Annotated in this window: 15 protein-coding genes; 5 read left to right on the top strand and 10 right to left on the bottom strand. The window is 66.0% G+C overall.

The genetic code is table 11. The features are described from left to right. Positions 1–21: 21 nt before the first annotated feature. Positions 22–837 carry an SDR family oxidoreductase gene (locus ACTHNZ_RS13070; RefSeq protein ID WP_440542920.1) on the bottom strand — a complete coding sequence of 272 codons (816 nt, stop codon included), beginning with the start codon at positions 835–837 and terminating at the stop codon, positions 22–24. Positions 838–850: 13 nt separating this feature from the next. On the opposite strand from ACTHNZ_RS13070, the gene ACTHNZ_RS13065 reads away from it, so the two are divergent. After that, positions 851–2,071: a class I SAM-dependent methyltransferase gene (locus ACTHNZ_RS13065; RefSeq protein ID WP_440542919.1), complete on the top strand. Its 1,221-nt coding sequence runs from the start codon at positions 851–853 to the stop codon at positions 2,069–2,071. A gap of 105 nt (positions 2,072–2,176) precedes the next feature. On the opposite strand, the gene ACTHNZ_RS13060 is transcribed toward ACTHNZ_RS13065, so the two are convergent. The 4 genes from ACTHNZ_RS13060 to ACTHNZ_RS13045 form a co-directional block, all read right to left on the bottom strand. Next, positions 2,177–3,421, bottom strand: coding sequence for a multifunctional CCA addition/repair protein (locus tag ACTHNZ_RS13060; protein ID WP_440542918.1), 1,245 nt, complete (start codon positions 3,419–3,421; stop codon positions 2,177–2,179). Next, positions 3,418–4,068 (bottom strand): glutathione S-transferase family protein, encoded by a 651-nt coding sequence (locus tag ACTHNZ_RS13055; protein WP_440542917.1) that lies wholly within the window; start codon positions 4,066–4,068, stop codon positions 3,418–3,420. The genes ACTHNZ_RS13060 and ACTHNZ_RS13055 overlap by 4 nt, the downstream gene beginning before the upstream one ends. A 164-nt stretch (positions 4,069–4,232) precedes the next feature. Next, entirely contained in the window at positions 4,233–5,189 is a 957-nt protein-coding gene (locus ACTHNZ_RS13050) for a complex I NDUFA9 subunit family protein (protein WP_440542916.1), read from the bottom strand. Between the two features lie 97 nt (positions 5,190–5,286). Then, positions 5,287–7,275 carry a transglycosylase SLT domain-containing protein gene (locus tag ACTHNZ_RS13045; protein ID WP_440542915.1) on the bottom strand — a complete coding sequence of 663 codons (1,989 nt, stop codon included), beginning with the start codon at positions 7,273–7,275 and terminating at the stop codon, positions 5,287–5,289. Between the two features lie 20 nt (positions 7,276–7,295). On the opposite strand from ACTHNZ_RS13045, the gene ACTHNZ_RS13040 reads away from it, so the two are divergent. After that, positions 7,296–7,904, top strand: coding sequence for a 5-formyltetrahydrofolate cyclo-ligase (locus ACTHNZ_RS13040; protein ID WP_440542914.1), 609 nt, complete (start codon positions 7,296–7,298; stop codon positions 7,902–7,904). A 28-nt stretch (positions 7,905–7,932) separates the two neighbouring features. On the opposite strand, the gene ACTHNZ_RS13035 is transcribed toward ACTHNZ_RS13040, so the two are convergent. Further along, positions 7,933–8,445 carry a winged helix DNA-binding protein gene (locus tag ACTHNZ_RS13035; RefSeq protein WP_440542913.1) on the bottom strand — a complete coding sequence of 171 codons (513 nt, stop codon included), beginning with the start codon at positions 8,443–8,445 and terminating at the stop codon, positions 7,933–7,935. Between the two features lie 155 nt (positions 8,446–8,600). On the opposite strand from ACTHNZ_RS13035, the gene pxpB reads away from it, so the two are divergent. The 3 genes from pxpB to pxpA are packed head-to-tail and all read left to right on the top strand — an operon-like array spanning position 8,601 to position 11,074. After that, positions 8,601–9,254, top strand: a complete 654-nt coding sequence (gene pxpB / locus ACTHNZ_RS13030; RefSeq protein ID WP_440542912.1) for a 5-oxoprolinase subunit PxpB — start codon at positions 8,601–8,603, stop codon at positions 9,252–9,254. Then, a complete protein-coding gene (locus ACTHNZ_RS13025; protein WP_440542911.1) occupies positions 9,251–10,300 on the top strand; it encodes a biotin-dependent carboxyltransferase family protein in 1,050 nt (349 codons plus the stop codon). The genes pxpB and ACTHNZ_RS13025 overlap by 4 nt, the downstream gene beginning before the upstream one ends. A gap of 21 nt (positions 10,301–10,321) precedes the next feature. Beyond that, complete coding sequence (gene pxpA / locus ACTHNZ_RS13020; RefSeq protein WP_440542910.1) at positions 10,322–11,074, top strand: 5-oxoprolinase subunit PxpA; 753 nt, start codon at positions 10,322–10,324, stop codon at positions 11,072–11,074. A gap of 18 nt (positions 11,075–11,092) precedes the next feature. On the opposite strand, the gene ACTHNZ_RS13015 is transcribed toward pxpA, so the two are convergent. The 4 genes from ACTHNZ_RS13015 to ACTHNZ_RS13000 are packed head-to-tail and all read right to left on the bottom strand — an operon-like array spanning position 11,093 to position 14,807. Beyond that, positions 11,093–11,641 carry a glycosyltransferase gene (locus tag ACTHNZ_RS13015; protein WP_440542909.1) on the bottom strand — a complete coding sequence of 183 codons (549 nt, stop codon included), beginning with the start codon at positions 11,639–11,641 and terminating at the stop codon, positions 11,093–11,095. Between the two features lies 1 nt (position 11,642). Beyond that, the gene (locus tag ACTHNZ_RS13010) at positions 11,643–12,791 is read right to left on the bottom strand and encodes a TraB/GumN family protein (protein ID WP_440542908.1); all 1,149 of its coding nucleotides are present in this window, start codon (positions 12,789–12,791) and stop codon (positions 11,643–11,645) included. Further along, entirely contained in the window at positions 12,784–13,803 is a 1,020-nt protein-coding gene (locus ACTHNZ_RS13005; protein ID WP_440542907.1) for a peptide ABC transporter ATP-binding protein, read from the bottom strand. The genes ACTHNZ_RS13010 and ACTHNZ_RS13005 overlap by 8 nt, the downstream gene beginning before the upstream one ends. After that, the gene (locus ACTHNZ_RS13000) at positions 13,803–14,807 is read right to left on the bottom strand and encodes an ABC transporter ATP-binding protein (protein ID WP_440542906.1); all 1,005 of its coding nucleotides are present in this window, start codon (positions 14,805–14,807) and stop codon (positions 13,803–13,805) included. The genes ACTHNZ_RS13005 and ACTHNZ_RS13000 overlap by 1 nt, the downstream gene beginning before the upstream one ends.

Raw genomic sequence — 14,807 nt, 5'->3', positions numbered from 1 at the left:
CGCCGCCTTGGCCGGCGAGCCTCAGCGTGTCAAAAACATCACGTCGCGCGGCAGCGGCACCAGGTGCTGGCCGCCGTCGACCACCAGCGTCGCACCCGTCACGCCGCGCGCTTCCGCCAAATAGCAGGCCGCCGAGACAATGTCCTCGGGTGTCGATGCGCGGCCGAGCGGCGTCACGCGATGCGCCTGCGTAAACTCGTCGGGCGTCTGATCCGCCGACTGCAGCGTGAGCCCCGGCGCGATCGCCACGACGCGCACTTTCGGCGCGAGCGCCTGTGCAAGCGTGACCGTCGCCGTTTGGAGCGCCGCCTTCGACAGCGTGTACGACAGATAGTCCGGATTCAGGTTGTACAGCTTCTGATCGAGCACGTTGATGACGACCGAGCGCTGCGTCTCGTCGTCGTGCGCGGCGTCCGGCGTCGCCTCGAACAACGCCTTGGCGAGCACGACCGGCGCCGCGAGGTTCACCGCCATGTGCGCGAGCAGCGACTCGTAACCGACGTCGCGCGCCGTATCTTCGACGAAGCGCGACGCATTGTTGACGATGCAAGCGGGCCGCCCGAGCGCTTGCGTGCAAGCGGCTACGAGCCCCGCGGCCTCGCGCTCGATCCCCAAATCAGCAGGCAGCGCCACGGCGCGCCGGCCGAGGGCGTGGATCTGCGCGACCAGCGAATCGGCATCGGCCCGGGAAGCGCCGTAATGGACGGCGACATCCCATCCCTTGGCCGCGAAGCCGAGCGCGAGCGCGCGCCCGATGCGCCGAGCCGCGCCCGTCACGAGCACGACGCGGGGCGCCGCAGCGCCGGCGTCAGGGCGGGAATCGACGGAAAGGGTCATTTACAATGCGGAAATGAATCAGAATGCTCACGAACCCGCTAGTTTACCCGTTCCGGCCGCCGATGCGCTCGGCGCCAGTGCCGAGTTGGCCGCGCAAATCCGGGGCGCCATCGCGGCAGCCGGCGGCTGGCTCCCGTTCGACCGATACATGGAGCTGGCGTTGTATACGCCGGGCCTCGGTTATTACAGCGGCGGCGCACGTAAATTCGGCCGGCGCGCCGACGACGGCAGCGATTTCGTCACGGCCCCCGAACTCTCCCCGCTGTTCGCGCGCACGCTCGCTCGCGCGCTCGCACAAGCGCTCGATGCGAGCGGAACACGCCGGTTGATGGAATTCGGCGCCGGCACGGGCCGGCTCGCGGCCGGCCTGCTCGCCGCCTTCGAAGCGCTCGGCACACCGCTCGACAGTTACATGATCGTCGATCTATCGGGCGAGTTGCGCGAGCGTCAGCGCGAAACGATCGAAGCGCTCGGCGGCCCGCTCGCCTCGCGCGTGCGCTGGCTGGATGCGCTGCCCGAACGGTTCGAGGGCGTAGTCATCGGCAATGAAGTGCTCGATGCGATGCCGATTCAGCTTTACGCCCGAACGGGCGGTGTTTGGCAGGCTCGCGGCGTCGGCGTCGATGCGACCGGCTCGTTGCATTTCGAGGCCCGTGCCCTCGGTTCGCCCTCCGTATCGCTGTCGAACGAGGATGCCGCGCTGCTCGCGCAACTCGATGCCGAAATCGACCCGGACATCCGCTACGTTGCCGAAGTCCACCCGGCGGGTGCAGCGTTCATCCGCACGGTCTGCACGATGCTCGCGCGCGGCGCTGCATTTTTCATCGATTACGGCTTTCCGCGCCGCGAGTACTACCATCCGCAACGCACGGAAGGCACGCTGATGTGCCATTACCGGCATCGCGCTCACGGCGATCCGTTCCTTTATCCGGGGCTGCAGGACATCACCGCTCACGTCGAATTCACACGCATCGCGGAAGCAGGCCTCGAAACCGGGGCCGATCTGCTCGGCTATACGTCGCAGGCTCGCTTTCTGATGAACGCCGGCATGACGGACGTCCTGGCCGAGATCGATCCGGCCGATGCCGCGCATTTTCTGCCCGCGGCCAACGCCGTGCAAAAGCTGCTGTCCGAGGCGGAAATGGGCGAACTGTTCAAGGTGATCGCGTTCTCACGCGGCATCGACGGGACGCTCGACGCGTTCGCGCGCGGGGACCGGACGCATACGCTTTGAGGATCGTGCTCTGTAACGCTAGAACCGCATACCAAAAAGCCCGCCGTCATCTCGTGCATCGGTAAGGCGAACAGGCCACACGCTCCCGCGTCGGCAGCGCCATGCTTATGGCTTTTCATCCCCTAGCGCCTCGGCCACCGCGTTCGCCCGCGCGCGATGCACGGCATCCTTGATCTTCGCCGGATCGTTCGCGAACGCCTGCGCCACCGCGCCCGCATCGACCGCGCGCGCCGCCACCAGCGCCACGCGCAATCGATCCGCCTGCGGATACTCGCGCGCCTCGAAACCGAGCCGTCCGCGCGCGTCCGCTTCGCAAGCCTGCAAGGCTTCGGCGAAGCGGGCCGGCTTGCGCAACGCATCGCAGCGCTCGAACAGCCTCACGAGCGCTTGCGCGCCCATCTCCATCACGCGATGAATGTTGCCGTGCTCGCGCGCGACGAGCAGCGCCAGATCGCGGCACTCGTTCGGCACGCGCAAGCGCTCGCACATCGGACGCAGCAAATCGACACTGCGCGTTTCGTGTCCGATATGACGCGGCAGCACGTCGTCGGGCGTCGTGGCCTTCCCCAGGTCGTGCGTCAGCGCGGCAAAACGCACGGCTAGCGCGTAACGCCGGGCCGCCGCGTAATCGACGACCATCATGACGTGCACGCCGGTATCGACTTCGGGGTGGTAATCGGCGCGCTGCGGCACGCCGAACAGCGCATCGACTTCCGGCAGCACGCGCGCCAGTGCACCGCATTCGCGCAACGCTTCGAACATCCGTGAGGGCTTATGCTCCATCAGCCCGCGCGCGATCTCCTGCCAGACGCGCTCGGGCACGAGCGCATCGACTTCGCCTGCCGCCGTCATCTTTCGCATCAATGCGAGCGTTTCCGGCGCGAGCGAGAAATCGTGGAAGCGCGCCGCAAAGCGCGCCACGCGCAAAATCCGCACGGGGTCTTCGATGAAGGCCTCGCCCACATGCCTGAAACGGCGCTCGTGCAAATCGTCCTGCCCGCCGAACGGATCGATGACCGGCCCGACTAGTTCTCCGTCGGGGCGCACTTCGCGCGCCATCGCGTTGATCGTCAAGTCGCGCCGGGCCAAATCCTCTTCAAGCGTGACATCAGGCGCGTAGTAGAACTGGAACCCGTGATAACCCGCGGCCGTCTTGCGCTCGGTGCGCGCGAGGGCGTACTCCTCCTGCGTCTGCGGATGCAGGAACACGGGGAAGTCCTTGCCGACGGGGCGATAGCCCTGCGCGACCATCTGCTCGGGCGTCGCGCCGACCACGACGTAATCGCGGTCGGCCACGGGCACGCCGAGCAATGCATCGCGAATGGCGCCACCTACTGCGTAGATCTTCATGCGTTGCCGTCGAGATCGCCGGAGCCGCTCCTTTCGCGGCGCGCCCCGTCGAACCACTCGCGCATGGCGGGCACGGCGCTCATGCGTTCGACGTAGGCGCGCGCCGCGTCCGAGAGCGGCGGCGCATAGGTGATGAAACGCGAAACGACAGGCGCGTACATCGCATCGGCCGCGCAAAACGCGTCGCCGAACAGAAACGGGCCACCGTAGCGCGCAAGGCATTCGGTCCAGATTGCATCGATGCGCGCGACGTCCGCGAGCGCGCCGGGCGTCGCGCCCTCGCCGGGCTGGCGCGCGCAGACGTTCATCGGCATGTTGGTGCGCAGCTCGCCAAAGCCGGCGTGCATTTCGCTCGAAATCGAGCGCGCATGGGCACGAGCGGCGGCATCGCTCGGCCACACGCCGAGCTGCGCATAACGCTCGGCGAGCGTTTCGAGAATCGCGAGCGACTCCCAAACCGATTCGCCGTCGTCGATGACGAGGCAGGGCACCTTGCCGGAGGGCGAATGCTCGAGGATGCTCGCTTTCGTTTCGGGCTTGCCCAACGGCACCAGCACCTCGTCGAAGACGAGGCCCATCTGCTTCATCATGACCCAAGGCCGCATCGACCAAGAGGAGAGGTTCTTATCACCGATGATGAGTTTCATACGTTACCGAAAGCGTTGATTGGTTGGGGAATGAAGCGGGTGCCGAGAACACTCGCGAACGGCAATCTTGCCATGAGCACGCAAAGGGTGCTCGATCTTCATCCCCTTGGCGCCCCAAGGAACCGGCGCCTAGAATCCGCGTGAGACGCGCCTCGGACAGAACACTAGCGCCCGGCCGTAGCGCGAAACACGCTGAAACGCGAACGCAGCGAAGCGTCGTTCAGATAGGTCTGCGCGACGGCTTCGATCGCGACGGGTGCGATCTTCAACGCTTCGGCAAGCGGGGCGTGCAAGACGGCATCGAGCGACATCGAATCGAGATTGTCGCGCGTGATGAGCGGCTCGCCGGGCAGCGTCTCGAACGTCATCGCCTGCATGTAGGCCAGCGCGTCGGGCAGCCGCACGATGTGCGGCCGGCGGCCGATCATCTCGGCGCACAGGCGCACGATCGCTTCGAGCGAATAGACCGTCGGCCCTCCAAGCTCGTAGATATGCCCATGTGCGGCATCGAGATCAAGCGTGCCGACGATCGCTGCCACGACATCGCCGACATAGACCGGCTGAAATTTTGCATCGGGCCTGGCGAGCGGCAGCACCGGGAAGACGCGCGCCAGCGCCGCGAACGTATTGAGAAAGCGATCTTCCGGGCCGAAGACGACCGAGGGCCGGAAGATCGTCGTCGCGAGCCGCGCCGCCGCGAGCACGGCTTTTTCGCCGTCGCCTTTCGAGCGCAGGTACATGCTCGGGCCGTTCGAATCGGCGTTGATCGCGCTGAGATGGATGAGCCGATGCACGCCCTTGCCTTCGCAGGCCGCGGCGATCTTCGACGGCAATTCAACGTGCAATTTGGCAAATTCGGGGCCGTAGGGCCGGCCGCGCCCGCCGTGCAGCGTGCCGACGAGATTGACGACGGCATCCGCGCCTTCGATGAATCGCGCAAGCTGCAGCGGGTCGAACGGATCGACCTCGATCACGTCGAGCGGCAACATGGTGAGGTGGCTCGCGTGGCTGCGCTTGCGCGTGCCGATGCACACGCCCTTGCCGGCCGCGACGAGCGCGTTGGCCAGATGCGTGCCGATGAAGCCGGAACCGCCGATCAACGCAATCGATTGATGTCGCATCTTCGACTCCCTGCGGGCGGCCGCCGCCACGGCACTCATGGCCCCCCCCGGCATGGGCGCGCTCACCGCGCCGTCATGCCCGGTCGCATCGCCGCGCTTATTGCTGCGCCTGAGGCAGGATGACGCCGAGGCGCTCCTTCAGCGATTGCGGGCGGCCTTCGAACAGCGCCGCATAGTAGACCGTGTTCGACAGCACGTTCTTGACGTAGTCGCGCGTTTCGTTGAACGGGATCGTCTCCGCAAAAATCGCGCCTTCGACGGGACGCTGCAACGCCGCCTGCCATTGGCGCGGGCGGCCGGGCCCGGCGTTGTAGCCGGCCGTGGCGAGCACGGCCGAACCGTCGAACTGATTGTAGATCATCGATAGATACGTCGTGCCGAGCAAAATGTTCGTCTCCATGTCGTTCATTTGCTCGGGCGAGAGCGGTCCCAGCCCGATCTTGCGCGCCACCATCTTGGCCGTGCCCGGCATCAACTGCATCAGCCCGCCGGCACCGACTTCCGAGCGCGCATTGATGATGAAGCGCGATTCTTGGCGAATGAGCCCATACGCCCACTCCACGTCGAGCCCCGTCGATTTCGCATCGCGCTCCACGATGTCGCGGAACGGCGCGAGGTAGCGCAGCGAAAAATCATGCTCGCTTTGCGTCCGGTCGGCCGTGTTGACCGTGCGGTCGTACAACTGAATGCGACGCGCATACTCGGCTGCCGCCAGCAATTGGCGATCGGACATGCCGCGCAATGGCCAGTTCCACTCTCGGTTGCCCTCGAGCCGCAAATTCAGCGCATAAAAGCGGCGTGCGAGCTCGAACCCTGGCGTATGGCTCGCGGCTTCGACTTCGGCGTCGGTCACCGATGTCTTCGGCGGCACGATGACCTTGCGGCCGAGCGCCTCCGTGGCAAGCTGCCCGTAAAAATCGAAGCCGGTGGCGATGCGCTCGAACTCTTGCGGGGCGAGCGCCTTGTCTTCCGGGTTGCCGCTCTTCTCCAACGCGCGCGCATGCCAGTAGACCCAGGCGGGCTGATTGCGCAGCGCGCTCGGCATCTGCTCGATCGACCAGCGCACCATCGTCCAATCGCCGGCCAGCAGCGCGCTGCGCGTGCGCCACATGTAGGCCGGATAGGAAAGCGGCGCATTCGACGACAAGCGGTACCAGTCCACTGCGCCGGGCACCTCGCGAACGGCACCCTGATAGCCGATCGTGCCCCATCCGATCGCACGCTCGGCCAGCGACAGCGACGGCGCGATCGTCGCGAACGTCGCCGCGGCCGAGACGACATCGTTGCGCGCCATCGTCGTAATGGCGAGCAGTGCAAGCGCGTGCGAAGCCGAATCGGGCCCCACGGCGCGCGCGAGCAGCAACGGCGGTGCGCTCGTCGCTTGATCGATGAGCGGCTGACTGGGGCGCCGCGGGCCCAGTGCGTCGAACAGCCGACTGCCTACGCTCGTGGCGTTCTGCTCGTAGGCCAGGCGGATCTGCTGCCAGACGTCGTCGTCGGTGAACTGATGGCTCGCCGCCAAGGCCGTGATGAGATCGACACAGCCATCGCCGTAGTACCTTGGCTCGACGAGCAGCGCGCGCGCCGCCTCCGCGACGTTTTCGCCGCGCGCGGCGCGAGACTCGAGGGCGTAGCACTTCACCTGCGTGTCGTCGTTCAGCACGAAGCGCGGGTACTGCGCGTCGAAATCGCGCCAGTCGTGCCGAGCGCCCAGTACCACGAGGTAGTCGTTGCGCAGGCGGTCGGCGATCGCTTCGCCGTCGTGTCGCTGCAAGAACGACAGCACGGGCTCGTCAGGCGCGTCGAGGCGCGCATGGCCGCCGCTGTCGAAGAGCTGAGGCCTGAGCTGGTAGTACTCGAGGTATGACGGCGCGGGGTAGTTCGGGATCATCGCCGCGAGCTGCGCGGCGCGTGCGGGGTCGTTGCCGAGCGCCGCCTGGCGCAGTCGAACGAAAATCTGGTCGTCCGTGGGTGCCGCGCTCGGACGCGAATGGCGTCCCGCGGAAGCCGTCCCGCAGGCGACGAGCGCCACGGCGGCGAGGGCGAGAGCGGCCGCGCGATATACTCGGGCAAAGCGTTTTGACATCGTGGTTCGGGGAGCAAAAATTGAGCGAAAGCATAGCACGCAACCCCTCTGCGGAAACGAAAGCCGAGCTGCGAAAACGCCTGCTGCGGCTGCGTGGCGAGGCTGCGGCAAACGGCCTTGCCGACGCACCGCTCGCCGCGCATCTGCGCAATGCCCTCGCCCGTTACGCGCCGCACACCGTGGGATTTTATTGGCCGCTCGCGGGAGAGTTCGATGCACGCGCGATCATCGGCGAGTGGCTCGCGCACGATGCGCGCCGCCAAGCCGCCCTGCCCGTCGTCGCCACGAAAGGTCAGGCGCTGGTATTTCACGCATGGGCGCCCGACACGCCGATGCGCATCGGCCACCATCGCATCCCCGAACCGGAGCAGACCCCGGCGGTGCTGCCCGACGTCCTGCTGATACCGTGCGTGGGATTCGACGGCGACGGCTATCGCCTAGGCTACGGCGGCGGCTATTACGATCGCACGCTCGCCGCATGGTCCGGCATCGCGAAGCCGGTCACGATCGGCATTGCATACGAAGCCTGCCGCGCGAGCCTGCCGCGCGAAGTGCACGACATCCCGCTCGACGCCGTCGTCACGGACGCGGGACTGTTCGCCAGCCCGCGCAAGATCGAAGCATCGTAGGAAACGCCACGCCGCACGCAGTTGCGGCTCAGAGCGACGCGGCGGCACGCGCGGCCGTGTCGTACAGGCCCGACGCATTGCGCATGAGCTGAGCGGCGTCGCCGATCTGCGCGTTGGCGAGCCCGCTTTCCTTGAGCGCGGCGATGAGGCAGCTCTCCCGGACCTCGCGGTACTTGTTGCACAACTCGCGGCCGGCCGCCGTCGCGGAAAAAAAGACTTCCTTGCCCGTCTTTTCGCTTTTTACATACCCTCTACTGACGAGCTTCTTCAAGGCATACGTGGCGACGTGCGTGTCTTCGATATTGAGCACGAAGCAGATGTCGGCGAGCTTCTTTTTGCGCTCGCGGTGGCTGACGTGGTGCAACAGCGACACTTCGATGGCGGTCATGTCCTTGGCGCCAGCCGCCGACATGCACCGCACCATCCATCGGTTGAACGCGTTGCTCGCCATGATCAGGCCGTATTCGAACTCGGAGAGCTCGACGCTCGCCTCGGAGACGAGGTGTTCCGAAGAGACGATCTTGGTCGGATGACGCGACATAACGGCGGCTAGCAAGCTGATGAGGAAACGAAGCAGTGCGCGAAGTGTACGCCACGCGCCGTTTGGCCATTACTAGCAGAAACGCTTATGGGTAAAATATCGATAATTTATCGACAATCCCTCTCAACTCAGCCTGGCGTGCACTGCGTACTGACATGACAGAAGCTCGAATCTACCCGTTCGGCGACAGCGCGCTCGTCTGCGAGGCCCCCGCGCCCGCGACGCTTGCGTGTCAGGAACGGATCTGGGCGCTTGCGCTTGCCGTGCGTGAATGGCCGAACGTCGTCGAAGTCGTGCCTGGCATGAACAACCTCACGATCGTCTTCGATCCGCGGTCCGCCGATCTCGAAGCCCACGCGGCCGAACTGTCGGCCGCGTGGAACGCAGCGGTCGGGGTGCAGCCGCCCCGACGGGAAATCGAGATTCCCGTACGCTACGGCGGTGCCGACGGCCCCGATCTCATGGCCGTGGCCGACTACGCGAGGCTCAGCGTCGAGGAACTCGTTCGTCGCCACGCGGGCGCCGACTACGTCGTGTTCTTCGTCGGATTTCAGCCGGGCTTCGCCTATCTGGGCGGACTCGACCCATCGCTGCACATGCCGCGCCGCGCGGTACCTCGGCTCGAAGTGCCGGCCGGATCGGTCGGGATCGGCGGCGAGCAGACAGGCGTTTATCCGGCTGCCTCGCCGGGCGGCTGGCAGTTGATCGGGCGTACGCAGGTGGTGCTCTTCGATCCGGCCGGCGATCCGCCGTCGCTGCTGGCGCCCGGCGACCGCGTGCGCTTCACCGTCTTGGAGATCGTTCGATGATCGACGTGTTGCGTGCCGGGGTGCTCTCCTCGGTTCAGGATCTGGGCCGCCCGGGCTACCGCCATCTCGGCGTCGCCAAGGCCGGCGCGCTCGACGCGCTCGCGCTCGAAGTCGGCAACCGCCTCGTCGGCAACGCGCCGCAGGCGGCCGGGATCGAGGTGACCGTCGGCCCGATGGCGCTGCGCTTCGCGCAGGCCACGCGCATCGCGATCACCGGCGCGCACTTTAGCGCGACGCTCGACGGCGCCCCCGTGCACACTTGGTGGAGCTTGCCCGTTCGCGCGGGCCAGGAACTGGTGCTGCTCGGGCCCGTGCGCGGCATGCGCGGCTACGTGTGCGTGCGAGGCGGCATCGACGTGGTGCCCGTGCTGGGCTCGCGCAGCACCGATTTATCGGCTTGCTTCGGCGGGCTCGGCGGGCGCAAGCTGCGCGACGGCGACCGGCTGCCGACGGGCGCGAGCATGGAGCGGCATGGCAAAGCGACGGCGGCCGATACACCGGCGTTCGGCGTGAAGGCACCGGAGTGGTGCCGCTTTGCCGATGTGGCCCGCGAACCGGCGCGGCGCGGCAAGCACACGGCGGGTGCCGAGCGCGCCGCGCTGATCCGCGTCCTGAGGGGCCCCGAGTACGACACGTTCAGCGAGGCGGCCCGCACGGCGTTTTGGTTGGAGGAATGGCGGGTGACGCCGAACAGCAACCGCATGGGCTATCGTCTGGAGGGGGGCGTGCTCGCACGCGAGCACGAAGCCGAGTTGCGCTCGCATGCGGTGTTGCCGGGCACGATTCAGGTCCCGGGCAATGGTCAACCCATCGTCCTCATGTCCGACGCGCATACGACGGGTGGCTACCCGCGCATCGGCGTCGTCATCGCGGCCGACCTCTGGAAGCTCGCGCAGGTCCGGCTTGGCGCGGCGGTGCGCTTCGTCCGAACGACGCGCGAGGAAGCGCGCTATGCGTTGGCTGAGGAACATGCGTATTTGCGGCAGATCGATGCCGCGATCGCCATGCACGAGGAGCGGATGCAGCGTATCTCGCGCGCCGCTTGAAGGTTGAGTAACGAGGAAGTCATGAACATCGATTTGAACGCCGATCTCGGCGAGGGCGGCGACGCCGACGAAGCGCTGCTCGGTCTCGTCAGCTCGGCGAACATCGCCTGCGGCTGGCACGCTGGCGGCGCGAATGCAATGCGCGATTGCGTGCGGCTCGCCGTGCAGCGCGGCGTGGCGATCGGCGCTCACCCGAGCTTTCATGATCCGGCCAACTTCGGGCGCAAGGAAATGCATCTGCCGCCTGACGACATTTACGCCGGCACGCTTTATCAGCTCGGCGCGCTTTCGGCGATTGCGCAGGCGGAAGGCGTGCGCGTGGCGCATCTGAAGCCGCACGGAGCCCTGTATAACCAAGCGGCACGCGATCCCGCGATTGCCGAGGCAATCATCTCGGCCGTGCACGACTTCGATCCATCGGTGGCGGTGTTCGGGCTTGCCAATAGCCGGTTCATCGCGATGGCGCGCGAGGCGGGACTCATCGCGGTCGAGGAAGGATTCGCCGATCGCGGTTATCGCTCGGACGGCTCACTGGTGCCGCGCAACGAGCCGGGGGCGCTCATCGACGACGACGACGAAATGCTCGCGCACGTGCTGTCGATGGTGCGCGACAAGCGCGTGCGAGCCGTGACGGGCGATTGGGTGCCGCTCGACGTGCGCACGCTGTGCTTGCACGGCGACGGGGCGCATGCACTCGCGTTCGCGCAGAAGTTGCGCCGCGCGCTCACGGAGAACGGTGTCGACGTGCAAGCCGCGTCGGGGCTGGGGCATTGACTGCGTCGACAGCGGTATTCAACTCACCACCTCCTCGATACACAATGCATGGATTTCTTTTGCGCGAATCGCCGTCGTATGGTGGGCAGCCACGTGCTGCTCCGCCCTTTGGGTAATCTCTGACCAGCATGAATCTCCGTCGACGAAGGATCTCTGGAAAGCTGCAGCAGCTTCCGTGACGTGAAACACATCTGTTCCAAGATAATGCTCGCCTTCACAAAACCCGAGCGCCGTAAGTTGCTCTCCGAGAGAGGGACGATCAGCGAGAATCAAACACCCCGCAGCCATCCCTTCGAAGACCTTGGCCACCAAGTAGTTGAATATCGGCAAAATGCGGTCAGATGCCGGGACGAATACTGGTGTGAAGTAAGACGCGGCCGCGTGCGGCACCCATTCGATCTTCTTGGTGACATCCGGAAACCACTCGACAAGCTTCTGGGGATACGTCGCCAAAATCACATCGGCCCAATCGAATGCCCGTTTTCGCTGGCTTCTCCGATGAGCCGTGAAATAATGAACGTCGTCGGAGAAGACGATCGAGCCGCCGACTTGCTCGGCAGGCCTCACCCTAACCCGGCTCCACCGCAAACCCCCGCTCGTGCAACAAACTGAGCACCCCTTTCGGCCCGCCTAAATGCAGTGCCCCAATCGCGACGAAGATCGGGCGATTCGGTGCCGCTATCGCGGTCATCCTCGCAACAAAGCGCCGGTTGCGGTCATAAACGATCCGATTGTCGAGCGCCCTCGCCACCGACGGCGTGCGCGCGAGCCGCTCCGACTTCGCCGCCGCCCATGCCGCGATGGCATCGGCGTCGCCCACCCGCCACAGCCGATGCAGCGTTTTCACGTCGTCCATGTTCTGCGTCGGTGTCTGCGCGAGATCCTGCGCCAGCATCTCGCGCTGCTCCGCCAGCGTCAGATTCGTGAACGAGCGCATCTGCTCGGCCAGCGTCTCGAGCCCGACGATCTTCCCCTTCGTCGGCAGATAGACGTTTTCGAGCTGCGCCTCGGTGCCGTATTCGGTTTGCAGGCCGGCTGCCAACGAATCGTAAGTTTCGACGAGCAACGCGGCCAGCCAAGGCCGCGTCTTCTTGATTTCCTCGAGTGCCGCGGGATTGCCACGCAAGCGGAAGGCGAGCTTGCGCATAATCGTTTCGGGCAGCAAACGCGGCAGGCACGCATACGAGCAAACGCCGTATTTCGATACGTCGTCCTGCGAGCGAAGCAGATCGTCGGGCGAGATTTCCAGCGCGAGCGTCGGCGAAGCCCGCAGCGCCGCCATGATCGGTGGCCGAAAGGGCTGATTCTTCGGGTAATCGTAAGGATCGCCGACGTGCAACGTGCCGAGCAGATAGATCGTCGTCGTGCCCTTCGTGGCCACGTAAAACGGCATGTGCGCGGGTTCGGCGCGCACAGGGCCGCTCGCGCTCGTTCCGCTCGAGCCCGGCGGCGGCCCATGAAAACCGGGGATGGCGGCGCCGGGCGCCTGCATCGGCGCACCGGGCGCCGCCTGCGAGACAGGCGCGGCAGCCGGACCGGCAAAGGCCGGCGAAATCGGCCCGCCGGCGCGCGGATCGAGCGCCAGCGTGAAAATAAACGTGAGCACGAGCACCTGCAACCGTCGCAGGCAGGCCCGTGCCCGCCGCGCGAGGACGGCCGAAAAGGCGTCCTCGCACGAGCGGCGCGCACGGTTACGCGCCGCTCGCGCTTTACCCATCCGCGTCCCCCACCTCCTCGGCACGGTGACACGACACGAGCCGGCCGTCGACTTCACGCAGCTCCGGCTCCTCCATCCGGCACCGCTCGATCGCATACGGGCAGCGCTGATGGAACGTACAGCCCGAGGGCGGATTGAGCGGGGACGGCATTTCGCCCTGCAGCTTGATCTGCGTGCGCCGATCGGCCTCGAAGATGGCCGGCGTCGCCGACATCAACGAACGTGTGTAGGGATGCCGCGGGTTCGCGAAAATCGTCTTTTTCTCGCCCAGCTCGGCCACGCCGCCGAAATACATGACCATCACGTCGTCTGCAATGTGCTCGACGACGGACAAGTTGTGCGAAATGAAGACGTAGCTCGTCTTGAACTGCTCTTGCAGGTCCATAAACAAATTCAGGATCTGCGCCTGGATGGAAACGTCGAGCGCCGAAACGGGCTCGTCCGCCACCACGATGCGCGGTTCCAGAATCATCGCACGAGCGATCGCGATCCGCTGCCTTTGTCCGCCCGAAAACATGTGCGGATAGCGTTTTGCGTGTTCCGGGCGCAACCCCACCGTTCGCATCATCTGCGCAACACGGCCCGCGCGCTCCGTCGCGCTCATCGAAGCGTTGATGACGAGCGGCTCCGAAAGCGTCTGCTCGACGGTCTTGCGCGGATTGAGCGAGGCGAACGGGTTCTGGAACACCATTTGCACACGGCGCCGCAGTTGCGCGAGCTTGGCCTGGTCGGCCCCCGCCACGTCTTCGCCCTCGACGAGCAGGCGTCCCGACGTGGGCGGCTCGATCATCGTCAGCTGCCGGGCGAGCGTCGATTTGCCGCAGCCGGATTCGCCGACGACGGCCAGCGTCTTGCCGCGTGCAAGCGAGAACGACACGCCGTTCAGCGCTTTGACCGTCGCGCGGTCGAACATGCCGCGCCGAACCGGGTAATGTTTGGTGAGGCCGTCCGCGATCAGCACGAGGTCTCGCTCGTCCCGCGGCGCGCGCGTGAGTTCCGGTACTGCGTTCATCAGGCGCCTCCATGCTGGGTCGTCTTCGAGCGGATCGCGTCGAGGTTCAAGGGTTTGATGCAGCGCGCGCGGGCCAGCGCGTTGTCCGGCTCGACTGCATCGAGCGCCGGCCGGCCCTTGCGGCAGTCGTCCACCACGTACTTGCAGCGCGGCGCGAACAGGCAGCCGCTCGGACGATCGTCGCGGCCCGGCACCATCCCGGGCAGTGCCGACAGACGCTTGGCCCCGCGATTGTGCTCGGGAATGGCGGCGAGCAGCGCCTCCGTGTACGGATGATGCGGCCGAGCAAAGATGTCGGGCACGCGATTCGTCTCGATCACCTCGCCCGCATACATGACCGCCACGCGCTGGGCAACCTGCGAGACCACGGCCAGATCGTGCGAGATCAGCACGAGCGCCATGCCGCGCTCCTTCTGCAGCTTGACGAGCAAGTCCATGATCTGCGCTTGGATCGTCACATCGAGCGCCGTCGTCGGTTCATCGGCGATCAAGAGCTTGGGGTTGCAAGCAACGGCCATCGCGATCATCACACGCTGGTTCATCCCGCCCGAAAGCTGGTGCGGGAACGCCGTGATGCGGCTCTTGGCGTCGGGAATGCCGACCTGATCGAGCAGCTCCAGCGCGCGTCGCTCGAGCGCCGCGCCACGTAGCCCCTCGTGCAGCCTCAACACTTCCTTGATCTGATAACCGACGGTGTAGCTCGGGTTCAAGCTCGTCAGCGCATCCTGGAACACCATGGCGATGTCCTTGCCGACGATCTTTCGGCGCGCTTTCGCCGAAGCTTTCAATAAGTCCTTGCCGTCGAACGTGATTTCGTCGGCCGTGACGACGCCGGGCGCATCGATGAGCCCCATGAGGGCCATCATCGTCACGCTCTTGCCCGAGCCCGATTCGCCGACGACGCCCACCACTTCACCGGGCGCGACGGTGAGGCTCATGCCGTCGACGGCGGGCGCGCCGCCGAACGTGACCGCCAAATTGCGGATGGTCAGAAGATCGTTCAT

Origin of the sequence: Trinickia sp. (assembly GCF_051953955.1) — a bacterium.
Lineage (GTDB): Bacteria > Pseudomonadota > Gammaproteobacteria > Burkholderiales > Burkholderiaceae > Trinickia.
Note: the sequence above shows the minus strand (reverse complement) of the source record. Positions and strands in the feature narration are given on the sequence as shown.

Coding starts and splice junctions, on each gene's coding strand:
- ACTHNZ_RS13070 (WP_440542920.1), bottom strand. CDS start 837: ATGACCCTTTCCGTCGATTCCCGCCCTGACGCCGGCGCTGCGGCGCCC.
- ACTHNZ_RS13065 (WP_440542919.1), top strand. CDS start 851: ATGAATCAGAATGCTCACGAACCCGCTAGTTTACCCGTTCCGGCCGCC.
- ACTHNZ_RS13060 (WP_440542918.1), bottom strand. CDS start 3,421: ATGAAGATCTACGCAGTAGGTGGCGCCATTCGCGATGCATTGCTCGGC.
- ACTHNZ_RS13055 (WP_440542917.1), bottom strand. CDS start 4,068: ATGAAACTCATCATCGGTGATAAGAACCTCTCCTCTTGGTCGATGCGG.
- ACTHNZ_RS13050 (WP_440542916.1), bottom strand. CDS start 5,189: ATGCGACATCAATCGATTGCGTTGATCGGCGGTTCCGGCTTCATCGGC.
- ACTHNZ_RS13045 (WP_440542915.1), bottom strand. CDS start 7,275: ATGTCAAAACGCTTTGCCCGAGTATATCGCGCGGCCGCTCTCGCCCTC.
- ACTHNZ_RS13035 (WP_440542913.1), bottom strand. CDS start 8,445: ATGTCGCGTCATCCGACCAAGATCGTCTCTTCGGAACACCTCGTCTCC.
- pxpB (WP_440542912.1), top strand. CDS start 8,601: ATGACAGAAGCTCGAATCTACCCGTTCGGCGACAGCGCGCTCGTCTGC.
- ACTHNZ_RS13025 (WP_440542911.1), top strand. CDS start 9,251: ATGATCGACGTGTTGCGTGCCGGGGTGCTCTCCTCGGTTCAGGATCTG.
- pxpA (WP_440542910.1), top strand. CDS start 10,322: ATGAACATCGATTTGAACGCCGATCTCGGCGAGGGCGGCGACGCCGAC.
- ACTHNZ_RS13010 (WP_440542908.1), bottom strand. CDS start 12,791: ATGGGTAAAGCGCGAGCGGCGCGTAACCGTGCGCGCCGCTCGTGCGAG.
- ACTHNZ_RS13005 (WP_440542907.1), bottom strand. CDS start 13,803: ATGAACGCAGTACCGGAACTCACGCGCGCGCCGCGGGACGAGCGAGAC.
- ACTHNZ_RS13000 (WP_440542906.1), bottom strand. CDS start 14,807: ATGAACGATCTTCTGACCATCCGCAATTTGGCGGTCACGTTCGGCGGC.